Source organism: Streptomyces sp. NPDC056061 (genome assembly GCF_042266885.1).
In the GTDB taxonomy this organism is placed as follows: Bacteria; Actinomycetota; Actinomycetes; order Streptomycetales; family Streptomycetaceae; genus Streptomyces.
Window position 1 is genome coordinate 156,235 of the sequence record NZ_JBHJWQ010000001.1, and the last position, 13,712, is coordinate 169,946.

The 13,712-nt window shown below is 73.1% G+C and carries 12 protein-coding genes; 3 read left to right on the top strand and 9 right to left on the bottom strand.

What is annotated here, in order from left to right:
* Positions 1-268 precede the first annotated feature (268 nt).
* Genes ACFC79_RS00725 through deoC form a run of 3 tightly spaced genes read right to left on the bottom strand, consistent with a single transcriptional unit; the run spans position 269 to position 3,646 of the window.
* Positions 269-1,201: an aldehyde dehydrogenase family protein gene (locus tag ACFC79_RS00725; protein ID WP_376233321.1), complete on the bottom strand. Its 933-nt coding sequence runs from the start codon at positions 1,199-1,201 to the stop codon at positions 269-271.
* On the bottom strand, positions 1,194-2,630 hold the full coding sequence (locus ACFC79_RS00730; RefSeq protein WP_376233324.1) for an aldehyde dehydrogenase family protein: 1,437 nt from the start codon (positions 2,628-2,630) through the stop codon (positions 1,194-1,196). The genes ACFC79_RS00725 and ACFC79_RS00730 overlap by 8 nt, the downstream gene beginning before the upstream one ends.
* Positions 2,631-2,635: 5 nt before the next feature.
* Positions 2,636-3,646 (bottom strand): deoxyribose-phosphate aldolase, encoded by a 1,011-nt coding sequence (gene deoC / locus ACFC79_RS00735; protein WP_376234853.1) that lies wholly within the window; start codon positions 3,644-3,646, stop codon positions 2,636-2,638.
* A gap of 147 nt (positions 3,647-3,793) precedes the next feature.
* On the opposite strand from deoC, the gene ACFC79_RS00740 reads away from it, so the two are divergent.
* On the top strand, positions 3,794-4,507 hold the full coding sequence (locus ACFC79_RS00740) for a PH domain-containing protein (protein WP_376233327.1): 714 nt from the start codon (positions 3,794-3,796) through the stop codon (positions 4,505-4,507).
* 116 nt (positions 4,508-4,623) lie between these two features.
* Here ACFC79_RS00740 and ACFC79_RS00745 read toward each other — a convergent pair whose 3' ends face one another.
* From ACFC79_RS00745 to ACFC79_RS00755, 3 genes are all read right to left on the bottom strand, one after another.
* Positions 4,624-5,574 (bottom strand): DMT family transporter, encoded by a 951-nt coding sequence (locus ACFC79_RS00745; RefSeq protein ID WP_376234855.1) that lies wholly within the window; start codon positions 5,572-5,574, stop codon positions 4,624-4,626.
* 143 nt (positions 5,575-5,717) lie between these two features.
* The gene (locus tag ACFC79_RS00750) at positions 5,718-6,338 is read right to left on the bottom strand and encodes a TetR/AcrR family transcriptional regulator (RefSeq protein ID WP_376233329.1); all 621 of its coding nucleotides are present in this window, start codon (positions 6,336-6,338) and stop codon (positions 5,718-5,720) included.
* Between the two features lie 204 nt (positions 6,339-6,542).
* Entirely contained in the window at positions 6,543-7,262 is a 720-nt protein-coding gene (locus ACFC79_RS00755) for a hypothetical protein (RefSeq protein WP_376233332.1), read from the bottom strand.
* Positions 7,263-7,925: 663 nt separating this feature from the next.
* On the opposite strand from ACFC79_RS00755, the gene ACFC79_RS00760 reads away from it, so the two are divergent.
* The gene (locus tag ACFC79_RS00760) at positions 7,926-8,420 is read left to right on the top strand and encodes a hypothetical protein (RefSeq protein WP_376233333.1); all 495 of its coding nucleotides are present in this window, start codon (positions 7,926-7,928) and stop codon (positions 8,418-8,420) included.
* Between the two features lie 126 nt (positions 8,421-8,546).
* Here ACFC79_RS00760 and ACFC79_RS00765 read toward each other — a convergent pair whose 3' ends face one another.
* From ACFC79_RS00765 to ACFC79_RS00775, 3 genes are all read right to left on the bottom strand, one after another.
* Positions 8,547-10,196: a phospho-sugar mutase gene (locus tag ACFC79_RS00765; RefSeq protein ID WP_376233336.1), complete on the bottom strand. Its 1,650-nt coding sequence runs from the start codon at positions 10,194-10,196 to the stop codon at positions 8,547-8,549.
* Positions 10,197-10,382: 186 nt separating this feature from the next.
* A complete protein-coding gene (locus tag ACFC79_RS00770) occupies positions 10,383-11,207 on the bottom strand; it encodes a purine-nucleoside phosphorylase (protein WP_376233338.1) in 825 nt (274 codons plus the stop codon).
* Between the two features lie 102 nt (positions 11,208-11,309).
* Positions 11,310-11,747: a gamma-glutamylcyclotransferase gene (locus tag ACFC79_RS00775; RefSeq protein WP_376233340.1), complete on the bottom strand. Its 438-nt coding sequence runs from the start codon at positions 11,745-11,747 to the stop codon at positions 11,310-11,312.
* 285 nt (positions 11,748-12,032) lie between these two features.
* On the opposite strand from ACFC79_RS00775, the gene ACFC79_RS00780 reads away from it, so the two are divergent.
* Positions 12,033-13,472, top strand: coding sequence for an NAD(P)H-quinone dehydrogenase (locus ACFC79_RS00780; RefSeq protein WP_376233342.1), 1,440 nt, complete (start codon positions 12,033-12,035; stop codon positions 13,470-13,472).
* Positions 13,473-13,712 lie beyond the last annotated feature (240 nt).

The following is a 13,712-nucleotide window of genomic DNA, read 5'->3' on the forward strand; positions in this document are numbered from 1 at the left end:
GCACGCGCACGGACGCGTGCACGGAACACGTCACGGCCCGCTTCCCGGATACCCCGGGGAGCGGGCCGTGTCCGTGTGCACCGCGGCTGGTGCTGTGGCCGGAAAGGTTTGCCGGGAAGCTCGCGGCGTCCGGTGCGGTGCATCGCAAGGCGGAGGATCGCCCTCGTACTGGACGTACTCGGGTGATGCGACAACGCGGCGAGGTGCCGTGCCGGGCGCCGCGAGCCGGTGAACATTTCCGGTCGCAGCACTACTGGGTGCCGGGTCGTCAGTACGAGGAGCCCGACACGCCCAGTGCGCCCGTCGGGTGCCAGACCGTCTTCGTCTCCAGGAACGCCGTCAGGCGGTGGGTGCCCTGGTCGGCGGTCCAGTCCGCCGCGCGTTCCCCGTCCACGGGCCGTGGACGCAGGACCCGCTTCAGGTTGTCCGCCGCGGCGATCTCCAGTTCCTTCGCCAGATCCGGGCCCGCGCCCGTGAGGTCGATGGCGTTCACGTCCTGGTGGGAGGCGAGCGGCGCCGCGATCTCCGCGGTCCGCCCGGACAGGATGTTCACCACGCCTCCCGGCAGATCCGAGGTGGCCAGCACCTCGCCCAGGGACAGGGCGGGCAGAGGGGAGTTCTCCGAGGCGACGACGACCGCGGTGTTGCCGGTCGCGATCACCGGGGCGATCACCGAGACCAGACCCAGGAACGACGACTCCTGGGGCGCCAGGACCGCGACCACGCCCGTCGGTTCGGGCGTGGACAGGTTGAAGAACGGGCCCGCGACCGGGTTCGCCCCGCCGACGACCTGGCCGATCTTGTCGGTCCAGCCCGCGTACCAGACCCAGCGGTCGATCGCCGCGTCCACGACGGCCGCCGCCTTCGACTTCGACAGGCCCTCGGCGTCCGCGACCTCCCGGACGAACTGGTCCCGGCGGCCCTCCAGCATCTCCGCGACGCGGTAGAGGATCTGGCCGCGGTTGTACGCGGTCGCGCCCGACCAGCCGCCGAACGCCTTGCGGGCGGCCACGACCGCGTCACGCGCGTCCTTGCGCGAGGACAGCGGAGCGTTCGCCAGCCACTTGCCCTTGCCCGCCGCGTCGGCGGCGGATGTCTGCGTGGTCACCTCGTACACCCGGCCGCTCTCGGAGCGGGGGAACTTGCCCCCGACGTACAGCTTGTAGGTCTTGAAGACGCTCAGACGGTTCGGTTCAGACATCGAGGTACGCCTCCAGGCCGTGACGGCCGCCTTCGCGGCCGAAGCCCGATTCCTTGTAGCCGCCGAACGGCGAGGTCGGGTCGAACTTGTTGAACGTGTTGGCCCAGACGACGCCCGCCCGGAGCTTGTTCGCCACCGCGAGGATGCGGGAGCCCTTCTCCGTCCAGATGCCGGCCGACAGGCCGTACTGGGTGTTGTTCGCCTTGGCGACCGCCTCGTCGGGCGTGCGGAACGTCAGCACCGACAGCACCGGCCCGAAGATCTCGTCCCGGGCGATGGTGTGCGCCTGGGTGACGTCGGTGAACAGCGTCGGGGCGAACCAGTAGCCGGCGGAGGGGAGTTCGCAGGGCGCGGTCCAGCGCCGGGCGCCCTCCGCCTCGCCGGTGTCGGCGAGCGCGGTGATCCGGGCGAGCTGCTCCGCGGAGTTGATCGCGCCGATGTCGGTGTTCTTGTCCAGCGGGTCGCCGAGCCGGAGGGTGGACAGCCGGCGCTTCAGGGCGTCCAGCACCTCGTCCCGGACCGACTCCTGGACGAGCAGGCGGGAGCCCGCGCAGCAGACCTGGCCCTGGTTGAAGAAGATGCCGGTGACGATGCCCTCGACGGCCTGGTCGATCGGGGCGTCGTCGAAGACGATGTTGGCGCCCTTGCCGCCCAGTTCGAGGGTGACCTTCTTGTCCGTGCCGGCGACCTGGCGGGCGATCGACTTGCCGACCGCCGTCGAGCCGGTGAACGCGACCTTGTCCACGTTCTCGTGCGCGACCAGGGCGGCGCCCGCGTCCCCGTAGCCGGGAAGGATGTTCACCACGCCCTTGGGCAGGCCCGCCTGACGGCAGATGTCCGCGAAGAACAGCGCGGACAGCGGGGTCGTCTCGGCGGGCTTGAGGACCACGGTGTTGCCGGTGGCCAACGCGGGAGCGATCTTCCACGCCAGCATCAGCAGCGGGAAGTTCCACGGGATGACCTGGCCCGCGACCCCGAGGGGGCGCGGGTCGGCGCCGAACCCGGCGTGGTCCAACTTGTCGGCCCAGCCCGCGTAGTAGAAGAAGTGCGCCGCGACCAGGGGCAGGTCCGCGTCGCGGGTCTCCTTGATCGGCTTGCCGTTGTCCAGGGTCTCCAGGACGGCGAGCTCGCGGCTGCGCTCCTGGATGATCCGGGCGATCCGGAAGAGGTACTTGGCGCGCTCGGAGCCGGGCAGCGCCGACCACTTCTCGAACGCCCTACGGGCCGCCTTCACCGCCCGGTCCACGTCGGCGGCGCCGGCCCGCGCGACCTCGGACAGCACCTCCTCGGTCGACGGGGAGACCGTCTTGAAGACCTTGCCGTCGGCCGCCTCGGCGAACTCGCCGTCGATGAACAGGCCGTACGAGGGCGCGATGTCGACGACCGCGCGGGACTCGGGGGCGGGTGCGTATTCGAATGCAGATGCCATGGGGATCAGTCCACCGTCACGTAATCGGGGCCGGAGTAACGGCCGGTGCTGAGCTTCTGGCGCTGCATCAGCAGGTCGTTCAGCAGGCTGGAGGCGCCGAAGCGGAACCAGTGGTTGTCCAGCCAGTCCTCGCCCGCGGTCTCGTTCACCAGGACCAGGAACTTGATCGCGTCCTTGGACGTGCGGATGCCGCCGGCCGGCTTCACACCGATCTGCACACCCGTCTGCGCCCGGAAGTCGCGCACCGCCTCCAGCATCAGCAGGGTGTTCGCCGGGGTGGCGTTGGTGGAGACCTTGCCGGTCGACGTCTTGATGAAGTCGGCGCCCGCCAGCATGCCGAGCCAGGAGGCCCGGCGGATGTTGTCGTACGTGGACAGCTCACCGGTCTCGAAGATGACCTTCAGCCGGGCGTCGGGGCCGTCGGCCCGCGCGCACTCGGCCTTCACGGCCAGGATCTCCTCGTACACCTTGAGGTAGCGGCCGGAGAGGAAGGCGCCCCGGTCGATCACCATGTCGATCTCGTCGGCCCCGGCGGCCACGGCGTCGCGGACGTCCGCGAGCTTCACGTCGAGCGCGGCCCGGCCGGCCGGGAAGGCCGTCGCCACGGACGCCACCTTCACACCGGAGCCCGCGAGCGCGGCGACGGCGGTCGGCACCATGTCGGGATAGACGCAGACGGCGGCGGTGCGCGGGGCGGGGCGGTCGGGCTCGGCGTCCGGGAGGTCGGTCGCGAGCCGGTGCGGCGTGTAGCGCAGCGGCTCGGGGTTGACGGCCTTGGCGGCGAGGGCCCGGACCTTGCCCGGGGTGTCCGCGCCTTCCAGCGTCGTCAGGTCGATCATCGAGATGGCCAGGTCGATGGCGTACGCCTTGGCCGTGGTCTTGATCGAACGGGTTCCGAGGGACGCGGCGCGCGCTTCGAGGCCGACGGCGTCGACGCCGGGCAGCCCGTGCAGGAAGCGGCGCAGCGCACTGTCGGACGCGGTCGCGTCGGAGAATGCTGGAGCTGTGGTGGGCATGGTCACCAGAGGAGCATATCTACGCGCGTAGCGACCTGTACAGGGGGTCGGTTTCCTCGCGGTACGCGCGGCATGCCGGACGGTGCGCGGTGCGGTACCGGACGGGCGCCCCGGTGGCCCCCGGGACCGTCAGGCACAATCGGGCCCATGACGAGCCCCACACCGCCCGCCGAACCGACCTACGCCGACCGGACCTTCCGGTCGCCCGCCGGGATCGCCGGCGGTGTCATGCTGCTCCTCCTCATCTGCTGGCTCGGCGGGGACGCCCTGTTCCGGGGGACCGGCCGGGTGCCGTGGCTCGCCCTGGCCGGGATGCTGACCGTGGTGCCGCTCGTCGTCGCGTTCACGGTGCGGCCCGTGGTGTCGGCCAACGAGCAGCGCATCCGGGTCCGCAACCCGTTCCGGACGATCGTCGCGCCGTGGACCGAGGTCGCGGATCTCCGCGCCGGGTATTCGAGCGAGCTGTTCACCGAGGACGGCAGCAAGTACCAGATGTGGGCGGTGCCGGTGTCGCTGCGGCAGCGGAAGCGGGCGTCCAGGCAGCAGGCCCGGGACGCGGCGGTGGGCGCCTCCGGCCGGACCTCGGCACCCGCCGACGTCCGCGCCCCCTCGTCCCGGATGGCCCCGGCCGACCGGGCCATGTCGGAACTGCGGGAGCTGGCCGAGCGGGCGAGGGCGCAGGCGTCCGTGCGGGCGGCGTCCGACGCGGCCTCGACGGACCCGGACGCGTCGGACGCCGCGGCCGACGCGCACACCGCGGCCGTTGCGGAGCCGTCGGTCTCGGTGCGCTGGGCGTACGAGGTGATCGCGCCGGCCGTGGCGGGCGCGGTGCTGTTCGTGGTGCTGCTCGCGATCGGCTGAGACGGATCGTCCGGTGGGCGGGTGCCCGCCGGGACGTCGCGCCGGGATGCCGCGCCGGGGCTCCGGCACCGGGACCTGGCGTCGGGCCCCGGCGGTCGCCGGTGATCGGGCGCCGGTCACCGGCCGGACGTGGCGCCGGTCGTCTCCTCGTGGCGCGGTGGCGCGGGGACGGGCGCGGGGAGCCGACGAGACGCGCGCCGGCGCCGGGCGGGGACGGTCAGCACGCCCAGGCAGGCGATCACGAGGACGATCCCCGTCCAGCCGAGTGCGGGCAGGTGCTCGCCCACGACCAGGACCGCGAAGACGGCCGCCACGGCGGGCTCCAGCAGGGACAGCGTGGTCGCCGTGCTGACCGGGATGCGGGCCAGGCCGAAGCCGAAGAGCACGTACCCGGTGAACATCGGCACCAGCGCCATGTAGAGGCCCACTCCCGCGTTGGCCCAGGAGGCGACGAGCGGCGCGCCGGTGGCGAGCAGAACCGGAACCAGCATCAGCCCGCCCAGCCCGAACACCGAACCCATGGCCGCGCGGGACGGCACGCCACGGGTGATGAGCCGGTGCGCCGCCCAGGCGTAGACGGCGTAGGTCACGCCCGCGATCAGCCCGAGCCCCACCCCGGCGACGGTCTGCCCCGCGGAGCCGGCACCGGGCCCGGAACCCGACTGCGCGGCCTCGGCCGCGCACAGCAGCACGGTGCCGACCAGCCCCAGCGTCGCACCGGCCGTCCAGCGCCGGGACAGGCGGCGCCGCTCGGCGATGCGCTCGATCAGCGCCGACGCGAGCGGGGCCGACCCGATGGAGACGACCGTGCCCACCGCGACCCCGGCCAGGTGCATGGAGGTGTAGAAGGCGAGCGGGTACAGGGCCACGCCCGCCCCGCCGACGAGCACGATCCGCCACTGCGCCGCGAGTACCGCTCGCACCCGCGCGATGCTCCGTCCGGCCATCGCCGCCTGGAGCAGGCCGCCCAGGCCCATTGCGGCGGCGCCGATCGCCAGTGGCCCCACCCGGGGCGCGAAGGTGGCAGCGGTGCCCGTGGTGCCCCAGAGGACCGAGGCCACCAGCACGGCGAGTGCCCCCGCCCCGGCCCCCGGGCCGCTGCTCGTATCAGCCCCGGCCGTCGCGTCCGGGCCGGGGCCCGTACCCGCCCCGGCCGTCGTGCCGGAGGCGGCTCCGGCACCCGGCCCGGTGGCGTGTCCGGCCGACCGCGTCACAGCTCGTCCACCAGGCGTGCCGCCAGGTCGCGGGCGTGCCGCATGCGTGCGCCGTCCCCCTCGAGGCCCGCGCGCACGATGGCCCCTTCGAGGAGGAACGCCAGATGCTCGGCGGTGGCGCGGGCCCGCTCGTCCCGGCCGGGCAGCAGTTCCCGGAGGTGGCCGGTCAGGAGCTCCTCGACCTCCTCCTTGTGGCGGCGCACCACCGCACGGCCCTCGTGGCCGGTGGGGAGTTCGGCGGCGGCGTTGAGCAGCCCGCACCCCCGGAACCCGTGCTCGTAGCCGAGATCGGCGTGGTCGGCGTACGCGTCGAAGACGGCGAGCACGGCCTCGCGCGGGCCCCGGGCGTCGGCCAGACGGCGCCGGTAGAGGTCCAGCCACTCCTCGTGCCGGGCCTGGAGGTAGGCGCGGACGAGGTCGGCCTTGGAGTCGAAGTTGTTGTAGAGGCTCATCTTCGCCACGCCCGCTTCCGCGGTGATCGTGTCGATCCCCGTCGCCGTCACGCCGTCGGCGTAGAACCGGCGCGCCGCGGCGTCCAGGATCCGGCCCCTCGCACTCCCGCGCCTCCGCGTCGCGGGCCGTTTCCCCGGCGTCCCGGTGGTCCCGGTGTCGGACATGGCTGCCCCTCTCCGTGAGTAGGTAGACCAGTCTACCTACTCACGTGGGGGGAGGCTGCGGGGCGAGCGCGGGCGACGGGGTTCCGGCCCGATTCCGGTGGGCCGGGCCCCGTGCGCCGTCACGCGGCGATGTGCCGTGCGCCGTCGTGCGGCGATGTGTCGTGCGTCGCCGTGCCGGGCGGGCGGCCGGGCGGGGCGGGGTGCTCAGTAGTCCCAGTCGTCGTGTCCGAGCACCCGGAAGCTCGCGCCCACCCCGTTGAACACGGAGACGCCGCCCTGGACGCGCTGCGGGAACACGCCCGCGGTGTCGCCGTGGGGGCCGACGACGGCGACCGGGCCGCCGTTGTCGCAGGTCGCGCCGGAGAAGACCTCGACGGTCATCCGGCTGTCGTTGAAGATGTTGAAGCTGGTGGCGCCGAGGCCGCTGGCCGCGGTGACGCAGCCGCCGGGGTAGGCGGGGTAGGTGCGCTCGTTGAAGTGGATGCGGCCCACCTCGTCGTGGTCCCGGCCCCGGCCCCGTCCGTGGCCTCCGCCCTCGTCGCCGCCCCGGTCGCGGTCGTAGCCGCCCTCGCCCCGGTCGCCGCCCCCGCCCTCGCCGCCCCCGCCCTCGCCGCGGTCGCCGCCGTCACGGCCGCGGTCTCCGCCGCCCCCTCCTTCCTCGTTCCCGCGCGAGGTGTCGCCGCCTCTGTCCCCGGCGGCGCTCTCGCCGGTGCTGCCCTTGCTCGTGTCGTTCTTCGGGGCGGCGGCCCCGTCGTGCGGGGGCGCGGCGGGCGCCTCGGCGTGCCGGGCGGCCGGAGCGGCCTGGGGTGCCTTGTCGGGGGCGGCCGAGCTGAAGGTGCCGCCGGTCGCGGCGAGGGCCGCCGCGGTCGCGACGGCCACGGCGACGGTACTGGTGGCGGTGATGATGAGGGAACGCGTGACCATGTCACTTCTCCTGTCCGGGAGCGGTCGACCCGGTAGTCGACCCGTGACTGAGCGTAAGTACGTTCCTCATTCGTGTCATATCGGGTAAATCGAACGGATGGTGCCCGGCGGCGGCACGGGCCGCGCCCGCCCTCCCGCAGTGCGCGTGCCGCCCGATCCGCGACGAGGGCGACGGGGAGGGCGGGCGGATCGGGGACCGTATCCCGTTCTCCGGGAGCCCGTCGGGGCGCATCGGGATCGGGTGGGGCGATGTCCTCTGCGCCGATGAAATCGGGCGAATATTTGAGATTACGGCGGCTGTTGGGGTCGCTGTGCGCGAGCCCGCCACCATCGCGGCGCTGCTGGTGGCCGCGCCACCGGCGACCGCCGCCGCGTCGTTCGCCTCCCTGCCGGATGCGACGGTCAAGTCCTTCGAGCTGAACATCGACCGGGCATCGGACTACGACGCCTACGGTGCCGCCATCGGCGGGGTCGAGAAGAGCGGTGCCGTCGAGCGGGTGACGCCCCTGGCCGTGGCCGAGTCCGGACAGCACACCGGGCGGGCGGCGCTGTGCCACAACACGGGCCTGTACGGATCCCTGAAGATACGACGGCTTCTGCTGGGACACGGCCGACGACAACACCAGCGCGTATTCCAGCGGCGGGGGCCGGCACTCGCAGGGCATGACCGCCGCCCACGACGCGACGGGCAGCGACGACAACGGCCACCACCTGTACCTCGCCTCCTGGTACTACGGCGCCGGTTCCACACAGAACCGGTACGGCCGCATCACCATCGCCGAGTCCACCGGCAACGCGGTCGGCCACGGCCACGTGATGCTGGTCGCGCCGACCGGTGATGCCGTGAACGGCAATTTCGTGCCGATCTCCAACATCCACGCCGACGGCATCGTCTGGTACGGCAACAAGCTGTTCGTGGCCACCGACGGAACCTGGTTCTGCATGGCCAGGGAGTGCCCCACGAGTCGGGTGTCCGACCCCACCGCCACGGGTGCCTCCTCGTGCATCCACCGGGCCCGGCCCAAGGACGCGCCCTCCGTCGTCACACGATCGCCCAGCCTCACGCAGAACCTCACGTACAGCTTCGCCTCCGGCCGGCTCCGGGGCCTGGACGAATACACGGTTCACCGCGTGGTCTTCACCGTCGACCCACCCTGAGCACCGGGCCCCGGCACAGCCACCCCGAGAACACCGGACGGCCGGGCCGACGAACCACCCGGGCCCGGGACCGCGTGCAGGTCCCGGGCCCGGGGGCGGGACGGGTGGTGGGGAGGCGTCGCGGAGTCAGATACCGGCCGCGGCCGCCAGGTCCCGCCTGATCCCGGCCAGCAGCTCCGCGCCCCTCGCGCGGGCCGCGGGCAGTTCCTCCGCCGTGCCGACCGGTACCACGACCTCCAGGTAGCACTTGAGCTTCGGCTCGGTGCCGCTCGGACGGACGATCACCCGGGCGCCCCGGAGCCGGTAGCGCAGCCCGTCGGTGGGCGGCAGCTGCGCCGTGCCCCGCGACAGGTCCTCGGCCGAGGTGACGGCGAGGCCGCCGAGCGAGGCGGGCGGGTGCTCGCGCAGCCTTCGCATGGCGTCCGCGATGACCTTCAGGTCCTCCACCCGGACCGACAGCTGACCGGTGGCGTGCAGCCCGTGCTCGACAGCGAGGTCGTCGAGGAGGTCGAGGAGCGTGCGCCCCCGTTCCTTGAGGACCGAGGCGAGTTCGGCGACCAGCAGCGCGGCCGTGATGCCGTCCTTGTCGCGCACGCCCTCGGGGTCGACGCAGTAGCCGAGCGCCTCCTCGTACCCGTAGCGCAGGCCGTCCACCCGGGCGATCCACTTGAAGCCGGTCAGCGTCTCCTCGTACCCCAGGCCCGCCTTCTCGGCGATCCGCCCGAGCAGGGAGGAGGACACGATCGACTCGGCGAGCACCCCGGTCGCGCCGCCGTCCACCAGGTGGGAGGCGAGCAGCGCCCCGAGCTCGTCGCCGCTCAGCATCCGCCAGCCGCCCTCGGCGGCCGGATCGGGCACGGCGACGGCGCAGCGGTCGGCGTCCGGGTCGTTGGCGATGATCAGGTCGGGGCCGGTGCGGCGGGCGGTGGCGAGGGCGAGATCCATCGCACCGGGCTCCTCCGGGTTGGGGAAGGCGACGGTGGGGAACGCCGGGTCGGGCTCGGCCTGTTCGGCGACGAGCACCGGCTCCGGGAATCCGGCCCGGGCGAAGGCGGCGGTCAGCACGGACGTGCCGACTCCGTGCATCGCCGTGTACACGACCTGCGCGGTGCGCGGCGAGCCGGCGGCGAGCACGGCGTCCGTACGCGCCAGGTAGGCGTCCAGCACCTCGTCGCCGAGGATCTCCCAGCCGCCGTCGGGGCGGGGCACGCCGTCGAGCGGCCCCACCGCGTCGATCGCGGCGGCGATCTCCGCGTCCGCCGGCGGCACGATCTGCGAGCCGTCGCCGAGGTAGACCTTGTAGCCGTTGTCGCGCGGCGGGTTGTGGCTGGCGGTCACCTCGACGCCCGCGACGGCGCCCAGGTGCCGTATGGCGTAGGCGAGCACGGGGGTGGGCAGCGGGCGCGGGAGGACGGCGGCGCGCAGGCCCGCGCCGGTCATCACGGCCGCGGTGTCGCGGGCGAAGTCGGCGGACTTGTAGCGGGCGTCGTAGCCGATGACGACGAGCCCGTCGGCCTGCCCCCGCGCCTTCAGGTACGCGGCGAGTCCGGCTGCGGCGCGGATGACGACGGCACGGTTCATCCGCATCGGCCCGGCGCCCAGTTCGCCGCGGAGCCCGGCCGTGCCGAACTGGAGCGTGCCGGCGAACCGTGCGGCGAGCTCGTCGGCGCTCTCGGCGGTACCGGCGTCGATGAGCGCGGCGAGCTCGTCACGGGTCTCGGGGTCGGGGTCCTCCGCGAGCCACGTCCTGGCCCGCGCGATGAGGTCCTGCTGCACGGTGTCCGCCTTTCTGCGGGGAGGGTTGAAGGAATCGGTACCCGGGCGGGTGGTCGGTACGGGCCCGGGGCGGGCGGCGATCCGGCGGACGCGGCCCCGCCGGTACGGGCCCGTCCCGCGTGCGCGGCCACGCCACGCGTTCCGGGTCCGGTCCGCGGTCCCGCCGACGGGCGGCGTGCGAGGCCGTCAGATCCGTTCGAGCACCCGGGCCAGCAGCGCGCCCATCCGCGTGGCGGAGTCCCGCCCCGCCTGGAGCACCTCCTCGTGGTTGAGCGGCTCGCCGCTCAGCCCGGCCGCCAGGTTCGTGACCAGGGAGATGCCCAGCACCTCGGCGCCCGCCTCGCGCGCGGCGATCGCCTCCAGCACGGTGGACATGCCGACCAGGTCGCCGCCCATGACCCGGACCATGTTGATCTCGGCGGGCGTCTCGTAGTGCGGGCCGGGGAACTGCACGTACACGCCCTCTTCGAGGGTGTCGTCGATCTCCTTGCACAGCGTGCGCAGCCGCGGCGAGTACAGGTCCGTCAGGTCGACGAAGTTGGCGCCGATGATGGGGGACGCGGCGGTCAGGTTGATGTGGTCGCTGATCAGGACCGGTTGCCCGGGGCGCATCCCCTCGCGCAGACCGCCGCAGCCGTTGGTCAGGACGACGGTCTTGCAGCCCGCGGCGACGGCGGTGCGCACCCCGTGCGCGACGGCCGCGACGCCGCGGCCCTCGTAGTAGTGCGTGCGGCCGAGGAAGACCAGGGCGCGCTTCCCGCCGATCCGGTACGAGCGGATCGTGCCGCCGTGCCCCTGCACGGCGGGCGCCGGGAAACCGGGCAGCTCGGTCACCGGGAACTCGGCCTCCGGAGTGCCGAGCGCGTCGCCTGCCGGAGCCCAGCCGGAACCCATCACGAGCGCGACGTCGTGGGTCTCGGCGCCGGTCAGCTCGCGCAGGCGCGCGGCGGCGGCGTCGGCGGCGGCCCGGGGGTCGCCCTGGATGTTGTCCGGAATAACTGATGCGTTCACGCGGATGAGCGTAACCGCTGATTCCCTACGCGCGTAGATGCCCTTGTGCAGAGTCTGCGTCCGATTACTCGTGCAATCGCACAAAAATGCCGGGCGGCTCGGTCAGCAGGGGCGCTTGCGCAGTTCCATCACATAGTCGTGAGGGGCGCCCGCGGACTCCGCGGCGTCCGCGATCTCGCCCAGATAGCGGGCGGAGGGCAGCCCGCCCTCGTATCCGTTCAGCACGTACATCCAGGCCGGCTCCTCGCCGTCCAGGGTGTGCACGCGCACCCGCATCCGCCGGTAGACGTCGAGGCCGACACCCTCCCACCGGTCCATGGAGTCCTCGTCCATCGGCGCGAGGTCGTACAGCGCCACGAAGACCTGCGAGCGGGGCGCCTCCACCACTGTGGCGAGCGCGCCCTCCCAGCCCATCTGCTCGCCGCCGAAGGTCAGCCGCCAGCCGTTGAGCCAGCCGGTGCCGCGCAGCGGGGAATGCGGTGCGCGGCGCGTCATCAGCCGCGCGTCGAGGTTGCCGGCGTACGCGGCGTAGAGCGACATGTGATCGAGGGTACGGGAGGTGACGGGCGGAACGTCGACTCCTTGGCGCGAGACCTCGTGCCGGGGGCGTGCGAGGCTCCTGCCGGCTCCCCGCGCCCGGGCGGCGGCGGAGCCCCGTGCCGGGCCCCTGTGCGAGGTCTCGCGCCCGGATGGAGGGCCCCGGGGCGAAGCCGCTTGGCGCGTGCGGGACAATGAAGTACGTACTGCATTCCCCGGGGCGACCCCCCGGACCCCCGGCCGGGGCAGCGGACGGCCGCGGGATGACATACGCGAGGCGGACTTTTCGTGACCCGGATCGTGATCATCGGCGGCGGACCCGGCGGCTACGAGGCGGCGCTGGTGGGCGCCCAGCTCGGCGCGGAGGTGACCGTCGTCGACTGCGACGGCCTCGGCGGCGCGTCCGTGCTCACCGACTGCGTGCCCTCGAAGACCCTGATCGCGACGGCGGAGGTGATGACCACCTTCGACTCGTCGTACGAGGAACTCGGCATCATCGTCGCGGACGACACCCCGCCCGTCGACCAGGCGGCCCGGGTGGTCGGCGTCGACCTCGGCAAGGTCAACCGACGGGTGAAGCGTCTGGCGCTCGCCCAGTCCCACGACATCACCGCCTCCGTCACCCGCGCGGGCGCGCGGGTGGTGCGCGGCCGGGGCCGTCTGGAGGGCCTCCAGGCCGCCGACGGCTCGCGGACCGTCGTGGTGACCGCCGCCGACGGCACGGAGGAACGGCTCACCGCCGACGCCGTGCTGATCGCCACCGGCGGCCACCCGCGCGAGATCCCGGACGCGCTGCCCGACGGCGAACGCATCCTGAACTGGACCCAGGTCTACGACCTCGACGAGCTCCCCGAGGAGCTCATCGTGGTCGGCTCCGGTGTGACGGGTGCCGAGTTCGCGGGTGCCTACCAGGCGCTCGGCTCCCGCGTCACCCTGGTCTCGTCCCGCGACCGGGTGCTGCCGGGCGAGGACCCGGACGCCGCCGCCGTGCTGGAGGACGTCTTCCGGCGCCGCGGCATGAACGTCATGGCCCGTTCCCGCGCCCAGGCCGCCAAGCGCGTCGGCGACCGGGTCGAGGTCACCCTCGCCGACGGGCGGGTCATCACCGGTTCGCACTGCCTGATGGCCGTCGGCGCCATCCCGAACAGCGCGGGCATGGGGCTGGAGGAGGCCGGGGTCCGGCTCAAGGAGTCCGGCCACATCTGGACCGACCGGGTCTCCCGCACCAGCGCCCCGGGCGTCTACGCGGCCGGTGACGTCACCGGGATCTTCGCCCTCGCCTCGGTCGCCGCCATGCAGGGCCGGATCGCGATGTACCACTTCCTCGGCGATGCGGTGGCCCCGCTGAACCTGAAGACCGTCTCCTCGAACGTCTTCACCGACCCCGAGATCGCCACCGTCGGCTACACCCAGGCCGACGTCGACTCCGGCGCCATAGACGCCCGGGTGGTCAAGCTCCCGCTGCTGCGCAACCCGCGCGCCAAGATGCAGGGCATCCGCGACGGTTTCGTCAAGATCTTCTGCCGCCCCGGCACCGGCATCGTGGTCGGCGGCTGTGTCGTCGCGCCGCGGGCGAGCGAGCTGATCCACCCGATCTCGATCGCGGTCGACAACAATTTGACGGTCGAACAGATCGCAAACGCCTTCACCGTGTACCCGTCCCTGTCGGGTTCGATCGCGGAAGTGGCCCGTCAGCTGCACACCCGGAAGCAGTCGGGCGAGGCGTAGGGGGTCCCGGGGGTTCGCCGCGTCCCTCCGGGGTTCCGGTGCCCCCCCGGCATCTCGCTGCATCTCGTTGTGTCGCGCGGCGATTTGCGGCAGCTCGGGCGACCGAAACGACCGTAGGACGATCGGTACGGAGCAACGACGGGATCACCTATACCACTTGGTGACCCCTTGTGTGTGCAACTTCTGTTATTCGGTGCAAACTGCTGAAAACGCTCGGGTGGGCGCGTTACTGTCAGTTTC